Source organism: Pseudomonas sp. LBUM1652, assembly GCF_059716105.1.
Map to the genome: position 1 here is coordinate 4,525,636 of NZ_CP166804.1, position 21,790 is coordinate 4,547,425.

General features: G+C 59.0%; 18 protein-coding genes. 7 read left to right on the plus strand and 11 right to left on the minus strand.

All coding sequences use genetic code 11. The annotated features are described in order from the left end of the window. Positions 1-126: 126 nt before the first annotated feature. Entirely contained in the window at positions 127-2,916 is a 2,790-nt protein-coding gene (gene gyrA, locus ACA069_RS20340; protein ID WP_489879040.1) for a DNA gyrase subunit A, read from the minus strand. A gap of 425 nt (positions 2,917-3,341) precedes the next feature. After that, positions 3,342-4,418, minus strand: coding sequence for an S-methyl-5-thioribose-1-phosphate isomerase (mtnA, locus tag ACA069_RS20345; protein ID WP_489879039.1), 1,077 nt, complete (start codon positions 4,416-4,418; stop codon positions 3,342-3,344). 108 nt (positions 4,419-4,526) lie between these two features. Between mtnA and ACA069_RS20350 the strand changes: the two genes are divergently transcribed. From ACA069_RS20350 to ACA069_RS20370, 5 genes are all read left to right on the plus strand, one after another. Beyond that, a complete protein-coding gene (locus tag ACA069_RS20350; RefSeq protein ID WP_497615101.1) occupies positions 4,527-5,861 on the plus strand; it encodes a TRZ/ATZ family hydrolase in 1,335 nt (444 codons plus the stop codon). Positions 5,862-5,919: 58 nt separating this feature from the next. After that, on the plus strand, positions 5,920-6,618 hold the full coding sequence (gene ubiG / locus ACA069_RS20355) for a bifunctional 2-polyprenyl-6-hydroxyphenol methylase/3-demethylubiquinol 3-O-methyltransferase UbiG (RefSeq protein WP_093435309.1): 699 nt from the start codon (positions 5,920-5,922) through the stop codon (positions 6,616-6,618). Positions 6,619-6,622: 4 nt separating this feature from the next. Next, positions 6,623-7,294 carry an N-acetylmuramic acid 6-phosphate phosphatase MupP gene (mupP, locus tag ACA069_RS20360; protein ID WP_401270985.1) on the plus strand — a complete coding sequence of 224 codons (672 nt, stop codon included), beginning with the start codon at positions 6,623-6,625 and terminating at the stop codon, positions 7,292-7,294. 74 nt (positions 7,295-7,368) lie between these two features. Further along, a complete protein-coding gene (locus ACA069_RS20365) occupies positions 7,369-8,109 on the plus strand; it encodes a YciK family oxidoreductase (RefSeq protein WP_025113079.1) in 741 nt (246 codons plus the stop codon). A gap of 361 nt (positions 8,110-8,470) precedes the next feature. Then, positions 8,471-9,397, plus strand: a complete 927-nt coding sequence (locus ACA069_RS20370) for a GGDEF domain-containing protein (RefSeq protein WP_401270988.1) — start codon at positions 8,471-8,473, stop codon at positions 9,395-9,397. Positions 9,398-9,469: 72 nt separating this feature from the next. Here ACA069_RS20370 and ACA069_RS20375 read toward each other — a convergent pair whose 3' ends face one another. The 7 genes from ACA069_RS20375 to ACA069_RS20405 form a co-directional block, all read right to left on the minus strand. After that, a complete protein-coding gene (locus ACA069_RS20375; RefSeq protein WP_497615102.1) occupies positions 9,470-10,231 on the minus strand; it encodes an iron-containing redox enzyme family protein in 762 nt (253 codons plus the stop codon). 79 nt (positions 10,232-10,310) lie between these two features. After that, a complete protein-coding gene (locus tag ACA069_RS20380; protein ID WP_401270992.1) occupies positions 10,311-12,770 on the minus strand; it encodes an EAL domain-containing protein in 2,460 nt (819 codons plus the stop codon). Between the two features lie 201 nt (positions 12,771-12,971). Beyond that, positions 12,972-14,798, minus strand: a complete 1,827-nt coding sequence (locus ACA069_RS20385) for an ABC transporter ATP-binding protein (protein WP_489879035.1) — start codon at positions 14,796-14,798, stop codon at positions 12,972-12,974. Next, positions 14,791-15,393: a DsbA family protein gene (locus ACA069_RS20390; protein ID WP_171061881.1), complete on the minus strand. Its 603-nt coding sequence runs from the start codon at positions 15,391-15,393 to the stop codon at positions 14,791-14,793. The genes ACA069_RS20385 and ACA069_RS20390 overlap by 8 nt, the downstream gene beginning before the upstream one ends. Positions 15,394-15,428: 35 nt before the next feature. Then, a complete protein-coding gene (gene trhO, locus ACA069_RS20395) occupies positions 15,429-16,370 on the minus strand; it encodes an oxygen-dependent tRNA uridine(34) hydroxylase TrhO (RefSeq protein WP_497615103.1) in 942 nt (313 codons plus the stop codon). Positions 16,371-16,521: 151 nt separating this feature from the next. Next, positions 16,522-16,821 carry a BolA family protein gene (locus ACA069_RS20400; protein WP_064391455.1) on the minus strand — a complete coding sequence of 100 codons (300 nt, stop codon included), beginning with the start codon at positions 16,819-16,821 and terminating at the stop codon, positions 16,522-16,524. A gap of 12 nt (positions 16,822-16,833) precedes the next feature. Continuing rightward, the gene (locus tag ACA069_RS20405) at positions 16,834-17,355 is read right to left on the minus strand and encodes a DUF2059 domain-containing protein (protein ID WP_095189242.1); all 522 of its coding nucleotides are present in this window, start codon (positions 17,353-17,355) and stop codon (positions 16,834-16,836) included. Positions 17,356-17,548: 193 nt separating this feature from the next. Between ACA069_RS20405 and ACA069_RS20410 the strand changes: the two genes are divergently transcribed. Beyond that, positions 17,549-18,943: a class II fumarate hydratase gene (locus ACA069_RS20410; RefSeq protein ID WP_497615104.1), complete on the plus strand. Its 1,395-nt coding sequence runs from the start codon at positions 17,549-17,551 to the stop codon at positions 18,941-18,943. Positions 18,944-19,030: 87 nt separating this feature from the next. Here ACA069_RS20410 and ACA069_RS20415 read toward each other — a convergent pair whose 3' ends face one another. Beyond that, positions 19,031-19,984 carry a DMT family transporter gene (locus ACA069_RS20415; protein ID WP_489879033.1) on the minus strand — a complete coding sequence of 318 codons (954 nt, stop codon included), beginning with the start codon at positions 19,982-19,984 and terminating at the stop codon, positions 19,031-19,033. Positions 19,985-20,196: 212 nt separating this feature from the next. On the opposite strand from ACA069_RS20415, the gene ACA069_RS20420 reads away from it, so the two are divergent. Beyond that, positions 20,197-20,391: a DUF6316 family protein gene (locus ACA069_RS20420; protein ID WP_401270999.1), complete on the plus strand. Its 195-nt coding sequence runs from the start codon at positions 20,197-20,199 to the stop codon at positions 20,389-20,391. Positions 20,392-20,503: 112 nt separating this feature from the next. Here ACA069_RS20420 and ACA069_RS20425 read toward each other — a convergent pair whose 3' ends face one another. Further along, positions 20,504-21,688, minus strand: a complete 1,185-nt coding sequence (locus ACA069_RS20425) for a thiolase family protein (RefSeq protein WP_497615105.1) — start codon at positions 21,686-21,688, stop codon at positions 20,504-20,506. Positions 21,689-21,790 lie beyond the last annotated feature (102 nt).

The following is a 21,790-nucleotide window of genomic DNA, read 5'->3' on the forward strand; positions in this document are numbered from 1 at the left end:
ATCCAATCTCGCTCTGACTTGGTGATACACAATAAATCTGTAATTCGGTAACTCTGCACTTCAGAAACTTTCATACCGGACAAATAACAAGGGGGCGAATTCTCATCCGCCCCCTCGCTTGTCCGCTTATTCCTGCGGTTCTTCGTCAGCTGCGGCGTCAAGTTGCTGGTCCTCGGCAACGTCGTCAATCACGACCTCCGCGCCAGACACCAACCCTTCTTCACCTTCGAGCTCTTCGCCCTCGACTTCCGACGGCTCCTGAACCCGCTCCAGACCGACCAGCGTTTCATCAGTGGCCAGCTTGATCAGGGTCACACCCTGGGTGTTGCGACCCAGGCTGGACACTTCATCAACACGAGTCCGCACCAGTGTGCCCTGGTCGGAAATCAGCATGATTTCCTCGCCTTCCTGCACCTGGATCGCACCGACGAGTTTGCCGTTGCGCTCTTTGGTGACCATGGCAATCACACCCTGACCACCGCGACCGCGGCGAGGGAATTTGCTCAGGGCGGTGCGCTTGCCGAAACCACGCTCGGAAGCGGTCAGAATCTGCGCGCCCGACTCAGGAATCAGCATGGAGATCAGTTTCTGATCCTTGAGGATCCGCATGCCGCGAATACCGCGTGCACCACGACCCATTTCACGCACTGCGGCTTCAGCGAAACGAATCACCTTGCCAGCGTCAGAGAACAGCATGATTTCTTTCGCGCCATCAGTGATGGCAGCCGCGATCAACGTGTCGCCTTCCTTCAACTTCAAGGCGATCAAGCCATTGGAGCGCGGACGGGCGAAGCGTGCCAGCGGGGTCTTCTTGACGGTACCGGAAGCCGTGGCCATGAAGATGAATTCGCCGGTCGGCTCAGCCACCAGTTCGGCTGTTTCGCCGTCGATCTCTTCAAGCTCGGCAGCTTCTTCAGCTTCGACTACTTCGCCTTCGATGATCGCATCGTCAGCATCATCCTCATCGTCAGCACCGGCACGTTTTTGCAGGGCCTCGAGATCGATCTGCAGCATGGTGGTGATGGTTTCATCGGCTTCCAGCGGCAGCAGATTGACCAGCGGACGACCACGTGCAGCACGCGATGCTTCAGGGATTTCGTAAGTCTTCAGCCAGTACACCTTGCCTTTGCTGGAGAACAGCAACAGCGTGGAGTGACTGTTGGCAACCAGCAGGTGAGCAATGTAGTCCTCATCCTTGACGCCGGTCGCCGACTTGCCTTTACCGCCACGACGCTGAGCCTGATACGCAGCCAGCGGCTGAGTCTTGGCGTAGCCACCGTGGGAGATGGTCACGACGCGCTCTTCTTCCGGGATCATGTCGCCCAGAGTCAGGTCGAGGCGTGCATCGAGAATCTCGGTGCGACGCTGATCGCCGTATTCGGCGCGGATCACTTCCAGCTCTTCGCGGATCACTTCCATCAGGCGCACGGCACTGTTGAGGATGCGGATCAGCTCGCCGATCTGGTTGAGGATCTCTTGATACTCGGCCAGCAGCTTCTCGTGCTCCAGACCGGTCAGACGGTGCAGACGCAGTTCCAGAATGGCTTGCGCCTGTTCTGGCGACAGGAAGTACTTGCCTTCGCGCAGACCGTATTGCGGATCGAGGTTTTCCGGGCGGCACGAATCGGCACCGGCACGTTCAACCATCGCCACTACCGCCGAGGATTCCCAAGGGGTGCTGATCAGCGCTTCCTTGGCTTCCGATGGGGTTGGCGAAGCTTTGATCAGGGCGATCACCGGGTCGATGTTCGACAGGGCAACGGCCTGGCCTTCAAGGATGTGACCACGCTCGCGCGCCTTGCGCAGTTCGAACACGGTACGACGGGTAACGACTTCGCGACGGTGACGAACGAAGGCTTCCAGCAGATCCTTGAGATTCAGAATCCGCGGACGGCCGTCGATCAGCGCAACGATGTTGATACCGAATACCGATTGCAGCTGGGTCTGGGCGTAGAGGTTGTTGAGGATCACCTCGGGCACTTCGCCGCGACGCAGCTCGATCACGACGCGCATACCGTCCTTGTCGGACTCGTCGCGCAGTTCAGTGATGCCTTCAAGCTTCTTCTCTTTTACCAGCTCGGCGATCTTCTCGATCAGACGCGCCTTGTTCAACTGGTAAGGAAGTTCGGTGATAACGATCTGCTGACGACCGCCGACCTTGTCGATGTCTTCAACGATCGAACGCGCACGCATGTAAATGCGCCCACGACCGGTGCGGTAGGCTTCGATGATACCGGCGCGACCGTTGATGATCGCGGCAGTCGGGAAGTCCGGACCGGGGATGTATTGCATCAGCTCGTCGACAGTCAGCTCGGGATTGTCGATGAGCGCCAGGCAACCGTCGATGACTTCACCGAGGTTGTGCGGCGGGATGTTGGTTGCCATGCCCACAGCGATACCGCTGGAACCGTTGACCAGCAGGTTGGGAATACGGGTCGGCATGACCGCCGGGATCATTTCCGTGCCGTCGTAGTTCGGCACCCAATCCACGGTTTCCTTGTGCAAGTCAGCCAGCAGCTCGTGAGCCAGCTTGGTCATGCGCACTTCGGTGTATCGCATGGCTGCAGCGTTGTCGCCGTCCACCGAACCGAAGTTGCCCTGACCGTCGACCAACAGGTAGCGCAGGGAGAAAGGCTGAGCCATACGTACGATGGTGTCGTAGACGGCAGTGTCACCGTGCGGGTGATATTTACCGATCACGTCACCGACAACACGGGCAGATTTCTTGTACGGCTTGTTGAAGTCGTTGCCCAGCTCGCTCATCGCGAACAGCACCCGGCGGTGCACGGGCTTCAAGCCATCGCGCGCATCCGGCAGTGCACGGCCGACGATCACGCTCATCGCGTAATCGAGGTAGGACTGTTTCAGCTCGTCTTCGATATTGACCGGGAGGATTTCTTTGGCCAGTTCGCCCATGAGAAGCCTGATTCCTTTTTCTGGTGAAACCTCGTCATATCCATAGGGATCACGAAGCTCGTCGATGCAGACTGAGTGCCATGCGCCGACTTACGACAAATCAACAAGTTGAACCCTGGATTTGCGCAGTGAAGACAACCCTGTGGGACTGCCTCGGAAAACGCCGGATGCTACCACAATCGCCGCCACGCACCTATCCCCCACAAGCGCATGGAGCATAGTTAGTTGACCGGTAATCGCCTGAAAGGGGGACGAGAGAGGCTTAGAGAGTTATTGAATAGAGATTTCGAGCTGGGTTTACGCTTGTTTATTGACTTATAGCGCCTCATTGCCAGCAGCTTGGTTTGCACATTGATTTGGGTCGATCACAAATCCTGTGGGAGCCAGCCTGCTGGCGATGCCGTCTTTTCAGGCGCCTGTGACAATTAATGCAGGCGCTTGCGGCACATCAACTGCGCCATTTTCGCGGTGTCCGGACGCTCGACGATGCCCTTCTCGGTAACAATCGCATCGATCAAGTCTGCCGGCGTCACGTCAAACACTGGGTTGAACGCTTCAACGCCTGCCCCGACACGCTTGCCGCCGACTTCCAGCAGCTCGGCGCCGTCACGCTCTTCGATCGGAATGTCATCACCACTGGCCAGATTCATGTCGATGGTCGAACTCGGCGCCACCACCATGAAACGCACGCCGTGGTGCATGGCGTTGACCGCCAGTTGGTAGGTGCCGATCTTGTTGGCCACATCACCATTGGCGGTAATGCGGTCAGCGCCGACGATCACCCAGGTCACACCTTTGGTTTTCATGATGTGCGCGGCGGCGGAGTCAGCATTGAGGGTCACCGGGATGCCCTCGTTGGCCAGTTCCCACGCGGTCAGGCGCGAGCCTTGCAGCCATGGTCGGGTTTCGTCTGCATATACGCGTTCAACCATCCCCTCAAGGAAAGCCGCGCGAATGACCCCCAGCGCCGTGCCGAAACCGCCGGTGGCAAGGGCACCGGTGTTGCAGTGGGTGAGAATCGCCTGCGCGTTGCCCTGATGCTTGCGGATCAGATCGACACCCAATTGCGCCATCGTCAGGTTTGCTTCGCGGTCACTTTCATGTATGGCGATAGCTTCGGCTTCCAGAGCCGCAAGAGGATCGGCATTTTCTTTCAGACGATCCAGCCGATCGTGCATGCGACCCAGCGCCCAGAACAGATTGACTGCGGTCGGACGGGAATCGGCCAACAGGGCGAAATCCTCTTCCAGCGCCGCATACCAGTCGCCACCTTCGGCAATCCGTGCGCGGGCCGCGAGCACGATGCCATAAGCCGCGCTGATACCGATGGCCGGCGCACCACGCACCACCATCGAGCGAATCGCCTCGGCCACGCCGGCGGCGCTGGTGTAGGCGATCCAGGTTTCCTCGAACGGCAAAATACGCTGATCCAGCAGGTGGAGCGCGCCATCTCGCCAATCGATGGCCTTTACTTTCTCCGCAGCCAACAGTCGATCGCGCATCCCTCACCCCGCACTCATGAACAAAAGCCGCCGATTATAGCGATCCCCCCGCGAAGACGCTCGGGTATACTTCGCCATCCTTTACAAAAGCACTGGAACCGACCCTCGATGCCGAAACCTGCCATTGCGCTCGACTTATTATTGCTGCCGACCTGGCTGGTACCCGTCGAACCCGCAGGCGTTGTGCTCAAGGAGCATGGCCTGGGCATCCGCGACGGTCGCATCGTGTTTATCGGCCCACGCGCCGAAGCGTTGAAGTGTAATGCCACGCAAGTGCGCGAATTGCCGGATGTTCTGCTCAGCCCCGGCCTGATCAACGCCCATGGCCACGCCGCAATGACGTTGTTCCGCGGCCTGGCCGATGATCTGCCGCTGATGACCTGGCTGGAAAACCACATTTGGCCGGCCGAAGCCAAATGGGTCGATGAAGACTTCGTCCGTGATGGCACCGACCTCGCAATCGCCGAGCAGATCAAGGGCGGCATCACCTGCTTTTCGGACATGTACTTCTTCCCGAAAGTTGCCAGCGAGCGCGTGCACAACAGCGGCATCCGCGCACAGATCGCCATTCCGATCCTCGACTTCCCGATTCCTGGCGCCAGCAACGCGGATGAGGCCATTCGTCAGGGCGTCGAGTTGTTCGGCGATCTGAAGCATCACGAACGGATCAAGATCACCTTCGGCCCTCATGCACCCTACACCGTCGGCGACGAGAATCTTGAGAAAATCCGCGTGATTGCCGAGGAGCTGGACGCGTCGATCCACATGCACGTCCACGAAACCGCCTACGAAGTGCAGCAAGCGGTCGAACAGCACGGCGAACGGCCACTCGCCCGCCTCGGCCGTCTGGGCCTGCTCGGCCCGCGCTTCCAGGCCGTGCACATGACCCAGATCAGCGATGAAGACCTGGCGTTGCTGGTAGAAAGCAACACCAACATCATCCATTGCCCGGAATCGAACCTGAAACTCGCCAGCGGCTTCTGTCCCGTCGAGCGTCTGTGGCAAGCCGGGGTCAACGTTGCGGTCGGCACTGATGGCGCGGCCAGCAACAATGATCTGGATCTGCTCGGCGAGACCCGCACCGCTGCCTTGCTGGCCAAAGCCGTCGCCGGCTCGGCTACCGCGCTCGACGCCCATCGCGCCCTGCGCATGGCCACACTGAACGGTGCACGCGCCTTGGGGATCGAAAGCGAAACGGGCTCGCTGGAAATCGGCAAAGCCGCGGACATTGTCGCCTTCGACCTGTCTGGCCTGGCGCAGCAACCGGTGTACGACCCGGTTTCACAGCTTATATACGCCACCGGTCGCGATTGCGTGAAACACCTGTGGGTCGCCGGCAAACAACTGCTTGATGATCGACGCCTGACCCGCCTGGATGAAGAACAGCTTGGCGCTACTGCGCGAGCCTGGGGCCAGCGCATCAGTGGCCATACCGAATCGTAAATCTCCCGGCACACACGCCTGGGCTACAGCCTTTTTCAAGTTTTTCGAGGAATTGAACATGAGCAACGTCGACCACGCTGAAATCGCCAAATTCGAAGCCCTGGCCCATCGTTGGTGGGATCGCGAAAGCGAATTCAAACCGCTGCACGACATTAACCCGCTGCGGGTCAACTGGATTGACGAACGGGTCAATCTGGCCGGCAAGAAAGTCCTCGACGTTGGCTGCGGTGGCGGCATCTTGAGCGAAGCCATGGCGCAACGTGGTGCCACCGTAATGGGTATCGACATGGGCGAAGCGCCACTGGCAGTTGCGCAACTGCATCAGTTGGAATCCGGTGTCAGCGTCGAGTACCGCCAGATCACCGCCGAAGCCCTGGCCGAAGAGATGCCTGAGCAGTTCGACGTGGTGACCTGCCTGGAAATGCTTGAGCACGTACCGGACCCTTCTTCGGTCATCCGCGCCTGCTTCCGCATGGTCAAGCCGGGCGGCCAAGTGTTCTTCTCGACCATCAACCGCAACCCGAAGGCCTACCTGTTCGCCATCATCGGCGCCGAATACATCATGAAGCTGTTGCCGCGCGGCACCCACGACTTCAAGAAATTCATTCGTCCATCCGAGCTGGGCGCCTGGAGTCGCATGGCCGGCCTGACCGTCAAGGACATCATCGGCCTGACCTACAACCCGCTGACCAAGCACTACAAACTGGCCAGCGACGTTGACGTCAACTACATGATCCAGACCCTGCGCGAGGAGTAAGCCGATGGCCATCAGAGCAGTTCTTTTCGACATGGACGGCACCCTGCTCGACACCGCGCCGGATTTCATCGCCATCTGCCAGGCGATGCGCGCGGATCGTGGTTTGCCGCCGATCAACGACAAGCACATCCGCGACGAGATTTCCGGCGGTGCCAAAGCCATGGTCGCGGTGACGTTTTCGATGGATCCTGAATCGCCTGGGTTCGAGGAGTTGCGCCTGGAGTTCCTTGAGCGCTACCTCGTCGGCTGCGCGGTGCACAGCAAGCTGTTCGACGGCATGGAAGAACTGCTGGCCGACATTGAAAAAGCCAACCTGATCTGGGGCGTGGTCACCAATAAGCCATTGCGCTTCGCCGAGCCGATCATGCAACAGCTGGGGCTGGCCGAGCGCTCGGCATTGTTGATCTGCCCGGATCACGTGACGAAGAGCAAGCCGGATCCGGAGCCGTTGATCCTTGCGTGCAAGATGCTTGATCTGGATCCGTCGACGGTTCTGTTTGTGGGCGATGATCTGCGCGATATCGAGTCGGGGCGTGATGCCGGGACCAAAACGGCCGCAGTGACCTATGGCTACATTCACCCGGACGACAACCCGCGGCATTGGGGTGCGGATGTGGTGGTGGATCATCCGCTGGAGTTGCGCAAGGTGCTTGATAGCGCGCTTTGCAGCTGCTGAGACCTGACGCAGAGCGTCATTGGCTGCATTCCTTTGCTGCGCATGGGAACGATCTGACTGTTGATGAGGTGTTTATGTTTGATTACTCCGCTCGTCCCGAATTGCTCAAGGATCGGGTCATTCTGGTCACCGGCGCCGGTCGCGGTATCGGCGCGGCTGCCGCGAAAACCTACGCGGCTCACGGCGCGACAGTCCTGCTGCTGGGCAAGACAGAAGCCAATCTGACACAGGTCTACGACGAGATCGAAGCTGCGGGCCATCCGCAACCGGCAGTGATTCCCTTCAACCTCGAGACCGCCCTGCCCCATCAGTACGATGAGCTGGCAGCGATGATCGAGACCGAGTTCGGCCACCTCGACGGCCTGCTGCACAACGCCTCGATCATTGGCCCGCGCACGCCGATCGAGCAACTGTCGGGCGAAAACTTCATGCGCGTCATGCAGGTCAACGTCAATGCGATGTTCATGCTGACCAGCACGTTGTTGCCGCTGCTCAAGCTGTCGCAGGATGCTTCGGTGGTGTTCACCTCCAGCAGCGTCGGCCGCAAGGGTCGCGCTTACTGGGGCGCTTACGGTGTGTCGAAGTTCGCCACCGAAGGCCTGATGCAGACCCTGGCCGACGAAGTCGACGGCGTGGCACCAGTACGCTCCAACAGCATCAACCCGGGCGGTACTCGCACCAGCATGCGTGCGCAGGCTTATCCGGGGGAAAACCCGCTGAACAACCCGACGCCGGAGGAGATCATGCCGGTCTACCTCTACCTGATGGGTCCGGACAGCACCGGGATCAACGGCCAGGCATTTAACGCGCAGTAATGCCATACGTCGCATTTGTTGCCGTGGCGGATTCCCGTCGCGGCAGTCATTTAACGCGATTAGCCGTCACAATATAGTCAAATATCCAGCACCGCTCTCTCTCATTTACGTTCAACCCTTTGATTCATAACGGGTTAAATAAAAACGAACTGAATGGCACGACTTTCGCTCTAAATTTCCTCAAAGCATGCCGTGTGAAGGCAATGGGGCAAGGCCTGGTTCGATAGCTTACTAATCGTCATCAGGCAGACTAGACTTACGCCAAATGTCCTACGGGACTGATGGATCAGTACGACACGCAGCCCAAAGCCGCTCTCACCCAGCCTGTAAGACAGACTTACTGCTTAGGGGCTCACGCCATATGAAATCACCTTCCCAGACCAATGCAATTGACTTTGACAGCGCCAAATTGCAACGCCTGGGTTTCGGTCAGCAGCCGCCTCTTCTGGAGCGGCCCGCCAGTCTCGCGCAATTGCGCCAGCAACTGAGCCTGCAACTGCAAACCAGTCTTGAACCACAACGCATCCTCGGTCTGTTTTTCCGTGAAATTCAGCGTCTCGTGCCGCTGGATGCCTTGAGTTACGTACACCAAGGCAGTGACCTGCGCCTGGAGTTCGGCGCTCGCGGCCATCATTCGGTCAGCTACACCTTGAGCCACGAAGGCGAGCATATGGGCGAACTGATGTTTCGCCGCAACCAACGTTTCAACGAGCAGGAACAGGGCAATCTAGAATCGCTGCTGTCGTCACTGCTGTATCCGATGCGCAACGCTCTGCTGTACCGCGCCGCCACCCAAAGCGCCCTGCGCGATCCACTGACCGGCGCCGGCAACCGCATCGCGATGGAGCAGACACTGCAACGCGAGATCGAGATGTCCCGCCGACACCTGCAGCCGTTGTCGGTGTTGATGCTGGACATCGACCACTTCAAACGGGTCAACGACAGTCATGGTCACAGCACTGGTGATGACGTGCTTAAAGCCGTGGCCGCGTCGATCAAGGGTCAGTTGCGCAACGTCGACATGGTGTTTCGCTATGGCGGGGAAGAGTTTCTGATCCTGCTGTCCAATACCAGCCGGGAAGCGGCGGCGATGGTTGGCGAGCGTCTGCGTTATGCGGCGCAGGCGGCGGAGTATTACGCCGATGGAAAGTTGATAGAGCTGACGGTCAGCCTGGGCTGCTCGACCCTGCTGCCGGGTGAGTCGGCAGAAAGCCTGTTGCGCCGCGCTGACAGCGCGCTGTACGTGGCCAAGCGCGAGGGGCGGAATCGATTGGCGATGGCGGGCTGAGTTTTTCCATCTGTCACAAATCAGTGTGGGAGCGAGCTCGCTCCCACATTTTTTTGCGCAGTGTTGTCAGGATCAGCTCTCGACCACAGTCCTGCGCTCACGGGTTACCAGCAAACGCTCGGAAGTCTCAAGCTGCATGCACCGCTCCAGAAACAGGTACATGTAGTCGTAGCTCTTGCAGATCGCTTGACGCAACTCGGCCTGTAAGGACTTGCTCGGGTTCATGCCCGCCAGGGTGCAGATGATTTCCAGCGCTTCCCATGGATGAGCATCGTCATACTGGGCATGCATTTTCAGCCATTTCATCGCACGCTTGCGGTCTTCTTCCGGGAACGCTGCGGCGTACACCCCGGTAGAACAGACGACCGCCGACCACTCCCCGGTCGCACCCTCGATCGCATAGTTGGTGGCGGCAATGGCCACAATCAGAGAGTCGGCGGAGCTGGTGTGCCAGCACCAATGACTCAAGGCATGCAACTCAGGCGGTACGTGCTGGGCCTGGAGATCTTCCAGACTCACACCGTGTGCGCGACTCCAGTGCACCCAGTAGTCGGCGTGATTGAGTTCAACGCGAATGTTGCGCATCAGCCAACGCCGCGCCATGTCTTCACCGGGGTGACGGGCGAATTTGGTTTTGGTCAGGTTCTGCGCCATGTACAACGCGAACTGCTCAACTACCGGCCAGCCCCCGATCAGGTACTGGCGCATGGTTTTGGCGCTGAGTTTGTTATCACGCATGCGCAGGTAAAGTTCATGTTCGACAACCCGGCGCTTGCTCTCGCTGCAATCCTCAATGAGCTGTTGTGCCCAGGCAGGATAACTTGCAGCTTCCATGAGTGGTCCGGTTCGGTTGAATGTGTCGATCACTGTTCGGCTCCTTTTGATTTGTGATTGTAAGGATCGGCGAGAGACTTCAACGGAACGTGCCAGGCGCTTTGAATAACAGCGGCTGCGGCCTGGCGGGCCGACTTTGCAAACTGTCGCAGGTAAACAATTGCGGGCGTTCGATAACGTAACCCTGAGCGTAATCCACACCAATTTCAAGCAGTGCCTGCTCGATCTGGGTTGTTTCAACAAACTCGGCAATTGTCTGCTTACCCATGACATGCCCGATGTGATTGATCACTTCGACCATTGCGCGGTTAATCGGATCGTCCAGCATATCCTTTACGAAACTCCCGTCGATCTTCAGGAAGTCTACAGGCAAATGTTTCAGGTAAGCGAATGAAGACATTCCGGCACAAAAGTCATCTAACGAAAAATAACAACCTAAGCCCTTGAGTTCATTAATAAATCTAATTGCGCTGCCCAAGTTTGAAATTGCACTGGTTTCAGTAATTTCAAAACAAATCATTTCAGGCGGTATCGAATAGTTAACAAACTGTTCGCGCAGAAAGTGCAAAAACGCGTCATCTCCTATAGTAATGCCTGACAGATTAATCGCACACATCGCTAATGGCCCTTCATGTTCTTGCGCAATACATTGAGCAATAACCTTGAATACGTTTTGCACTACCCAACGATCCAGTTGACTCATCAAGCCATAGCGTTCGGCGGCAGGAATAAAACTGTTCGGCAGAATCATCCGACCGGCTTCATCGTGCAGACGCAGAAGGATTTCAATGTGTCCTCTGTCGCCGCCACCCTGTTTCAACGGCGCGATTTCCTGGGCATAAAGGCAGAAGCGATTCTCTTCCAGCGCCATATGCAAACGTTGCACCCAGGCCATTTCACCAAAGCGCAGTGAGAGTTCGGAGTCGTCAGGGTGGTAAACCTGGACCCTGTTGCGGCCTTTTTCCTTGGCCATGTAGCAGGCCATATCGGCAGCACGCAGCGAGGCTTCAAGCGTCGTCGGGTTTTGTGCAACATGCACCAGACCTATACTCACCGTGGTCAGGAATGGCCGCCCTTTCCAGACAAAGTGCAGGTTCTGCACGGTCTGGCGCAGTGCCTCGGCGATCTTCTCCGCCGCTTCCGGCGCGCAGTTTTCCAGCAGAATGCCAAATTCGTCACCGCCAAGCCGCGCCAGCGTATCGCCTTCGCGCAGCCCCGATTGCAGCAAGGTGCAGATGTGCCGCAACAGCTCATCGCCCGCAGCATGGCCGCAGGTATCGTTGACCAGTTTGAACTGATCCAGATCCAGGAACATCAGCGCATGCCGCCCGGACTGGCGCGTGAGGTTGTGCAGCGCCTGCTCCAGGCGATATTCAAACTCACGACGATTCGCCAGCCCGGTCAGCGCATCATGGGTGGCCTGCCAGGAAAGATTGGCGATGTATTGACGTTCCTGGGTCATGTCGTGCAGCACCAGCACCGTGCCACTGACCTTGCCGGCATTGCGGATCGGCGCTCCGACCAGCGTCACCGAAAGCGTGCTGCCATCCAGGCGCTGAATCAGCTTGGAGTGCTCGCTGCCGCCGCTGAGCTGGCCGCTGAGAATGTGCTCGATCAGGGTCAGGCCTTCGGCCTGGGCGTTGTCGTCGAGCAAATTGAACAGCGCCGCCAAGGGCAAACCGGCGGCCTGCTCGGCCTTCCAGTGAGTCATGGCTTCAGCGGCGGGGTTCATGTAGTCAATGGCGCCGGTCACGTCGGTGGTGATGACGCCATCACCAATTGATTGCAACGTCACATGCGCACGATCTTTTTCCATCTGCAACGCCTCGGCAAAGGCGTGGCGCTGCTTGAGCAATTTGTGGGTACGCCACAAGGCCAGCACGATCAGCCCAAGCGCCGTGGCAAGGTTGGTGAACAGCAGCAGCCGCAGGATCATCCGCGAGCCTTCGCCCAGGGCATCGCTGAACGCTTTCGCGGCCGGGGTCACGCCATCGTTGATCGCAAAGATCCGCGCCTTCCAGCGCTGGATATCAGCCTCGGTAGCAGCATTGTCGACGATACGTTGATGCATCTCGCGCGCCACGTCATGAAGTTCGATCAGATAAGCATCACCGACCGTCCAGCGATCAATAGCGGTTTCCAGGTAACTGAAGTGACGGAAGTTGAGGTACAGCCAGATCACGCTGGAGACGTCGTCAGGATGGTTGCCGCCCTTGAGAATACCGTCACGCGCCGATTGCAGGTCCGGCGGCTGACGGTCCAGCGCCACGCGCAACTGATGACCGCCCTGGGGCACGGCAATCGCACTTTGGTATTTGAGAAAAATCGCCTCGTCACGACTGTCGGCGTACAGATTGAGGTAGTAAATGGCGTCTTTCTGGCCCTTGGACCAGAGACTTTCCCCCGCCACGTAACCGCGAACGGCCGAGAGCACGTAAAGACTCACCCCGCCCAACAACGCCTGAAACAACACGACGGCAATAAATGGCCAGACGATGCCCAACAACCGTGGCGTTCCGAGAGTCCGCTTTTGCTTCATGAGATCCCTTGCGCAAGCACTGCCAGATGAGCACCGGAAAATACCGCTCCTGACAGCTCAGCCTAGGCTAATTTTCGACATGTCCAAGGGACAGCTGTGCCGTCCTCTATGCCGATCGTGCAACCTGGCTGTACGGGGAGGTAATCCGGGTGTTTTTATTCGAAGCAATTCAAGCACTAAGCACAGAAACGCGGACAAAACTCAAGGGCGCTGGATTTGTTGCAAGTGACCGTAGAGTTTGGCGTACAGCCCGCCGTCGGCAATCAACTGCTGATGATCGCCGTCTTCGGCCACTTGCCCGCCGTCGAACACCAAAACCCGATCCGCTTGCTTCACCGCCGACAAGCGGTGGGCGATGATCAGCGTGGTGCGACCATTGAGGAACCGCGCCATGGCCTGATGCAGGTTGTATTCGGTGGCGGCATCAAGGGCTGAGGTGGCTTCGTCGAGGATTACCACTTTCGGCTCGGCGAGGATCATCCGTGCAATCGCCAGACGCTGGCGCTGACCGCCAGACAAGCGCACGCCGGAACGCCCGACGATGCTGTCCAGGCCATCCGGCAAGGCGCGGATGGTGGGTTCGAGCTGAGCGATTTCCAGTGCCTGCCAGCAGGCTTCGTCACTGCGCGTGCGGCCCATGGTCAGGTTGGCGCGCACGGTATCGTTGAACAGCGCAGGGTGTTGCAATACCACCGCGACGTTTTCCCGAACGGTCTCCAGCCCGATTTCCTGCTGGGTCGAACCGCCGAAACGGATGGTGCCCGCCAGCGGCGTGTACAACCCAAGCAGCAATTGCACCAGGGTACTTTTGCCGCCGCCGCTGGCGCCGACAATCGCCACTTTCTCCCCCGGGGCGATGGACAGGTTGAGCTGATTCAGCACCAGTTCATCGCCGTAACCGAAGCTCAGGCCTTGCACCTGAATGCCCACGGTGTCGCGGCCCTTGAACGGATCAACACCACCCGGATATTGCGGCTCATCGGCCCGCGCCAGCAATTCATTGATGCGTGCCAGCGCGCCGCCGGCCGCGTAGTAAGCGTATTGCAGATTCAGCAGTTGCTCCACGGGGCCGATCATGAACCACAGGTAACTGAATACCGCGAGCATCTGGCCGATCGACAGGTCGGAGAACAACACGGTGAGCATCGCCGCTGCGCGGAAGATGTCGATGCCGAACTGGAACAGCAGCCCGCTGGCGCGATTGGAGGCGTCGGTTTTCCACTGCGAGTTGACTGCGTAGTTGCGCACTTCCTGCGCTCGCAGGCCGAGCCGGCCAAGGAAGTAGCCCTGACGGTTGCCCGCGCGCACTTCCTGGATCGAATCGAGGGTTTCGCTCAGCGCCTGAGTGAAGCGCGCCGTACTGTCGTTCTCCAGTTTCTTCAGGTGTTTGACCCGTTTGCCCAACTGCACCGTGGCGTAGATCACCAGCGGATTGAACAGCAGAATCAGCAGCGCCAGTTTCCAGTGCATCCACATCAGGATGCTCGCGGTGCCGACCAGCGTCAGCATCGCCACCAGGAACCGACTGAGGGTTTCGCCGACAAACTTGTCGAGGGTATCCAGATCGGTAACCAGGTGCGTGGTCACCGTGCCGCTGCCGAGACTCTCGTATTCGCCGAGGGAAATGCGTTTGAGCCGTTCGATCAGGCGCACGCGAATGCGATAGACGATGTCCTTGGCCAGCCGCGCAAACAACCGCGACTGCAACACACCAAAGCACAACGCGCTGCAACGCAGAGTCAGGGTGAGCACCAGCATCAAGCCGATATAACCCGCTGCTTGCTGCCACATGCTCGGCAGTACATGGTTCATGATTTTCAGCGCGGCGTCGCCGTGACCGAGCAGGACTTCGTCCACCAGCAATGGCAGCAGCAACGGAATCGGCACGCTGCACAGCGTCGCCAGCACAGCCACGCCGTTGGCGATCCACAGGGATTTTTTGTGATGGAGTGCCAGTCGCCGGACTTCTGCCCAGCTCAGCCGGTCGACACGCTTTACGGCTGGCGTGTCATCGGCTCGGTCAGGCACAGGCTGCGCGCTCCAGCCAACGACCGAGCAGTGGCGACAATTCGCTGAGCGGTTGATAACCGTTGGTCAGCAACGCCAGTTGGCCGTTGCGTTCGGCGAGCAAGGTCGGGAAACCGGCGATGCCCAGATCCTGCACCCAACTGAAATCAGCCTGAGTCGCTTTGTGTTGATCGGCATGATCGAACAACGCAGCAAATTCGATACGCGGCACACCGGCCTGCTCTGCCAGTTCGACCAGCACGCTGGCCTGGGTGACATCGCGACCTTCAGCGTAAAACGCCTGCTGGATCAGTCCGACCAGTGTCCACGCGCAATCCGGCGCCAGGCTACGTGCCGTGACAATCGCCCGGCAAGCAGGCTCGGTGTCGTAGACAAAACCATCGGGCAGCGCGCCGTCGAACTTGAACGGCTGGCCGGTGGCCTCGGTGACGGCCTGCCAGTGTTCAAGAATGTAGCGTCGGGTGGTCGGCTCCAGCGCCGCACCGCTGCCCGTGCGCAATCCGCCAACGACAAGATGCAACTCGACCCCGGCTGCCTGCGCCTGTTCGACCAGTGCCTTGGCCACCGGAGCGAACCCCCAGCACCAGGAACACATCGGGTCCATTACATAGAGCAGGCGCGCAGACATGGTTAAGCCTCGGTGGATGCTTGCTTATAGTTGAAGCCGATCGGGTGCGGCTGGTTGCGGGCCTTGGCCAGTTCAATCTGCTTCTGCCGATCGATGGCACTGCGGCGGGTTTTCTCGCTCAGGGTGTCCCAGCAGTGCGGGCAACTGACGCCGGCCACGTAATGCTCGGAGGCACGATCTTCAACGCTGACCGGTGTGCGGCAGGCATGACATTGATCGTAGTCGCCTTCGCTGAGGTCGTGACGCACGGTCACACGGTTGTCGAACACAAAGCAGTCGCCCTGCCACTTGGTTTCTTCCTGCGGCACCTCTTCGAGGTACTTCAGAATACCGCCCTTGAGGTGATAAACCTCTTCGAAACCCTCGCCCAGCATGTAGCTCGAGGCCTTCTCGCAGCGAATGCCGCCCGTGCAGAACATCGCGACCTTCTTGTGCACGGCCGGATCGAAGTGTTCTTTGATGTAGTCGGGGAATTCGCGAAAACTGGTGGTTTTCGGATCGATGGCGCCTTCGAAGGTGCCGATCGACACTTCGTAATCGTTGCGGGTATCGATCAACAGCACTTCAGGGTCGCTGATCAACGCGTTCCAGTCTTGCGGATCAACGTAGGTGCCGACCTTCTTGTTCGGGTCGACGCCTTCGACACCGAGGGTGACGATCTCTTTCTTGAGCTTGACCTTGGTGCGGTAGAACGGCTGCTCGTCGCAGTACGATTCCTTGTGATCGATGTCGATCATGCGCGGATCGTTCTTGAGCCAGGCGAGCAGGCCGTCGATGCCTTCGCGCGTGCCGGAAACCGTGCCGTTGATGCCTTCTTCGGCGATCAGCAGGGTGCCTTTGATGGCATTGTCGACCATCGCTTGCAGCAGTGGCTCGCGCAGGTTGACGTAATCTTCGAGGGTGACGAACTTATACAGTGCCGCCACGACAATCGGTTGTGTCATGGGTATTTCTCCAGGTGGCTACCCTCGCAAAGGGTGAACCGGATACTAAAAAAAACGCGCCGGGTGAGCGGCGCGTTGCGGATTCTAGCAAAAACATCACCCTCTGCGGCAGCCACCTGTAGGAGCTGCCGCAGGCTGCGATCTTTTGATCTTAATGTTTGCTACCGCCGGCACAGGTCGGCGACGCCGGGGCGGCGCCGATCTCTGCCCATTCCTGCGGGGTGTAGGTGTGCAGCGCCAACGCATGAAACTCGCCCATCAGCTCGCCGAGCGTGCCATAGACTTTCTGGTGGCGCTTGACCCGGTTCAGGCCGTCGAACTGCGCGCTGACCACCACAGCCTTGTAGTGGGTTTGCAACCCGCGACTGTGCATGTGGCTTTCATCCAGCACTTGCAGATGCTCAGGCTGAAGCAGGGCCAGCGTCGATTCGATGCGTTGTTGCATGGTCATCACGAACTCCGCTTATGGCTTTTTCTTGGCCGGAGCAGCGCCTTTCGGTGCCAGCTCGTTGGTCATGTCTTCGAGCAACTTGTTAACGACAGGAACGGCGCTTTCCAGTTTGGCCTGGGTCATCTGGGCCGATTGCTGGGTCAGCTGCGGCATTTTTTCCAGGACTTTCTTGCCCAGTGGCGACTTGTAGAAAGCGACCAGGTCTTTGAGCTCGGATTCGCTGAAGTTGCTGGTGTAGAGCTTGACCATGTCGGGCTTCAGCTTGTTCCAGCCAATGGCCTGATCCAGGGCAGCGTTGGCTTTGGCCTGGTAGGTTTCCAGCGTGGCTTTCTTGGATTCCGGGGCCTTGGTCTGTTCAAAACGCTGGGCGAACATTTGCTGCACTTGCATGTACACCGGAGTGCCCAGTTTGTCAGCGTGCGCCAGGGTCAGGAAAGCTTCGGCACTGGCGTTGTGGCTGGCGGTATCGGCAAGCACCTGGCCGCTGGCGCAAACCAGTGCAACCGCGGTACAGATGGCACGAAGACGAGTCATCGAGTTTCCTTTTCTAGCTAACGAGGTAAAACCCCAAGGGCGACCATTCTGCGCCTAAAAAACGCTATGGCTCAACCCCCGCGCCTTGCCGCGCTTGATTGGCGGGGTTTTACCGGTCAACAATCGGATTGATGGAACCACCTGGGCCGACGCCGGCCTAATCAGCGCAAACAGACCAACAGGAGTGTGCACGATGAGCCGTATCGAAACCGACAGCCTGGGCCAGATCGAAGTCCCGGACGACGCCTACTGGGGTGCTCAGACGCAACGCTCGCTGATCAACTTCGCCATTGGCCAGGAGCGCATGCCACTGCCGGTGCTGCACGCTCTGGCCCTGATCAAGAAAGCCGCCGCCCGGGTCAACGACCGTAATGGCGACCTGCCCGCCGACATCGCGCGCCTGATCGAACAAGCCGCCGACGAAGTGCTCGACGGCCAGCACGACGATCAGTTCCCGCTGGTGGTCTGGCAGACCGGCAGCGGCACCCAGAGCAACATGAACGTCAACGAAGTGATCGCCGGTCGCGCCAATGAACTGGCCGGCAACCCGCGCGGCGGCAAAATCCCGGTACACCCGAACGACCACGTCAACCGCTCGCAAAGCTCCAACGACTGCTTCCCCACCGCCATGAGCATCGCCACAGCGAAAGCTGTACAGGAACAACTGTTGCCAGCGATCGCCGAGCTGTCCGGCGGCTTGGCCGAACTCGCTGCGCGGCACATGAAGCTGGTGAAAACCGGCCGCACGCACATGATGGATGCGACGCCAATCACCTTCGGCCAGGAACTGTCCGGCTTCATCGCGCAACTGGATTACGCCGAACGAGCGATCCGCGCGGCACTGCCGGCAGTCTGTGAACTGGCACAGGGCGGCACCGCCGTCGGCACCGGACTGAACTCGCCGCACGGTTTTGGCGAGGCCATTGCCGCAGAACTGGCGGCATTGTCCGGTTTGCCCTTCGTCACCGCACCGAACAAGTTCGCGGCGCTGGCCGGGCACGAGCCGCTGACCAGCCTGTCCGGCGCCTTGAAAACCCTCGCCGTGGCACTGATGAAAATCGCCAATGATCTGCGTCTGCTCGGTTCCGGTCCACGCGCAGGCTTTGCTGAAGTGCGGCTGCCGGCCAACGAACCAGGCAGCTCGATCATGCCCGGCAAGGTCAACCCGACCCAGTGCGAAGCGCTATCGATGCTCGCCTGCCAGGTGCTGGGCAACGACGTGACGATCGGCATTGCCGCGAGCCAGGGCCACTTGCAGTTGAACGTGTTCAAACCGGTGATCATCCACAATCTGCTGCAATCGATCCGCCTGCTCGGCGATGGTTGCAGCAACTTCCAGCAGCACTGCATTGCCGGGCTCGAACCGGATGCCGAAGTCATGGCCAAACATCTGGAACGTGGGCTGATGCTGGTGACGGCGTTGAATCCGCACATCGGTTACGACAAGTCGGCGGAAATCGCCAAGAAGGCTTACAGCGAAGGAAAGACTTTGCGTGAGGCGGCGCTTGAGTTGGGTTATCTGACTGATGAAGAGTTTGATGCGTGGGTGCGTCCGGAGAACATGATCGAGGCCGGGGCCAAGGGCTAACAGCAAAAAGATCGCAGCGTGCCGCAGCTCCTACAGGGAAACGCATTCCAAATGTAGGAGCTGCGGCACGCTGCGATCCTTTGATCTTCAAGCCATGCGCAGCCGCCGTGCCTTCAGCCCGGCGATCAACGAAGGCCCCAACGCCACCAGCGCCGAGCCCAACACCACCAGTACCGCCCCGCCATAACCCAGGCCGTTGATCTGCTCGGCATGCACATAGTCCGGCCATATCCACGCCGCAATCGCCACTGCCCCGAACGTCACCAACGGCGTTATCGCCAACGTCGCACTGACCCGCGATGCCTCCCAATGCGCCAGCGCTTCGGCAAACGCGCCATAAGCGATCAGCGTATTCATGCAGCATGCCAGCAGCAGCCAGCCTTGTAGCGGACTCAATTGCAGCGCTTCGAGCGGATGCACCCAGGGCGTCAGCAACAACGCGCAGAACAGGTAGATCACCATCATCACCTGCAGCGAATTCCACACCGTCAGCAATTGCTTCTGGCCCAGCGCATAGAAGGTCCAGACCGTCGACGCCAATAACACCAGCAACACCCCGGCGGTGTAATCCGACAGCGAAGTCAGCAACTCCGCGAGACGCTGATTGAAGAACAACACAAAACCGATCAGCAACACTGCCAGACCGATGCCCTGACCGATACTGAATCGCTCCTTGAACACGAACAGACTGGCGATCAGCAACATGATCGGCCCCATCTGCACCACCAGTTGCGCGGTGCCGGGACTGAGCAGATTGAGGCCCATCAGGTACAGCACGTAGTTACCGACCAGGCCAAGCACCGCCATCAGCACCAGCCAGCCGCCCTTGGGGCCGAGCACTTTACGACTCGGCAGGCGTCTGGTCGAAGCCAGATAAATGAACAGGCAACCTCCAGACACCAGCAAGCGAAACCAGGTCACGGTGACCGGGTCCATCACCAGCAGTACCTGTTTGAGTTTGATCGGCAGGATGCCCCACAAAAATGCGGTCAGCAGCGCCAGGCACAAGCCATATACCCAGCGCCCCGATGAAATGTGCATGCGAACCCCGACGGCTGCTGACAAGAGCCGTCATTCTAGGCGCAGTGCCGAACGCGACACAGAGACAGTTGGAGACACGCCGCGAATGAAACTGTGCAGGTCGCAGCATTAAATTGACGAGGCGCCGTTGATCGGCTGGGCAGGCAAGGTAAGTGCTTCAGGCATAAGCTCATTGGATCCACTCGCAATCGATGCACGTCAGGAGACCCGTCATGTTAGGCATGCGCGCCCAAGACCCTGCCCCCGCCACACAGTTTCGCAGCGACCGCGTATGCCGGGTGAATGGCGAATTGTTTTTCAGCACTCGGGAAAACACCCTGGAAGGGCCTTTCGACAGTCACGAGAGCGCCGAGCGGGGGATAAAGGCTTATATCGCGCGGATGCAGGTTATGGATTCCAACAGATAAACTGCGGTGCTTCCTTCGCGAGCAGGCTCGCTCCCACAGTTGAAATGCATTCCAAATGTGGGAGCGAGCCTGCTCGCGAAAGCGCTAGAACGAACAACAAACTCTTTGGAGCCTAGCGCACAGCCTCAAACAACCCCGTAGCACCCATCCCGCCGCCAACACACATGGTGACGACGCCGTAACGCAGATTGCGCCGCTGCAACTCCCTCACCAGATGCCCGACCTGCCGCGACCCGGTCATGCCGAACGGGTGGCCAATGGAAATCGACCCGCCATTGACGTTGTATTTGTCATTTTCGATCTCCAGCCGATCCCGGGCGTACAGGCACTGCGAAGCAAAGGCCTCGTTCAGTTCCCACAAATCTATGTCCGCTACTTGCAAACCCTTGGCCTTGAGCAGTTTCGGCACCGAGAACACCGGGCCGATGCCCATCTCGTCCGGCTCGCAACCGGCGACGGTGAAACCACGGAAAAACGCTTTCGGCTTGAGCCCCAGTTGCAGGGCCTTTTCCAGGCTCATGACCAAGGTCATCGATGCACCGTCGGACAGTTGCGACGAGTTGCCCGCCGTTACCGAACCGTCGTCAGCAAACACCGGCTTCAATCCGGCGAGGCTTTCGTAAGTGGTGTCCGGACGGTTGCAGTCGTCGCGCTCGACGATGCCATCGAGGATCTGCACTTCGCCGCTGTTCTTGTCCTCGACCCGGTACTTCACCGCCATCGGCACGATTTCATCATCAAACAACCCAGCCGCCTGCGCCTGCGCAGTGCGCAGCTGACTTTGCAGCGAATAGCGATCCTGGGCTTCGCGGCTGACGCCATAACGCCGTGCCACCACTTCAGCGGTCTGGCCCATCGTGTAGTAGATGCCCGGGGTCTGCTGCTTGAGCAACGGGTTGATCAAGTGATCGGTGTTGACGCTTTTCAGGGTCAGGCTGATCGACTCGACGCCGCCGGCGACGATGATGTCGCTGCAACCCGAAGCGATCTGGTTGGCGGCGATCGCAATCGCCTGCAAACCGGAAGAACAGAAACGGTTGAGGGTCATCCCGGCAACGCCGGTGCCCAATTGCGAGAGCACCGCGACGTTGCGGCCGATGTTGTAGCCCTGCGCGCCCTCGTTGGAACCGGCACCGACGATGCAATCCTCGACGCTGGCCGGGTCGATGTCGTTGCGCTCAAGCAGTGCATTGACGCAATGCGCTGCCATGTCATCGGGACGGGTCTGGTTGAACTTGCCGCGAAAGGACTTGGCCAGCCCGGTTCGTACGCTGTCGACGATCACCACTTCACGCATGGCATACCTCATTGTTGTTGTCGGTTGAGAGTGGCTCGAGCATAAGCCCACCAAATGACCGACCGCGACAATCATTCACCCCGCGTATGCGTGCCCATCGCT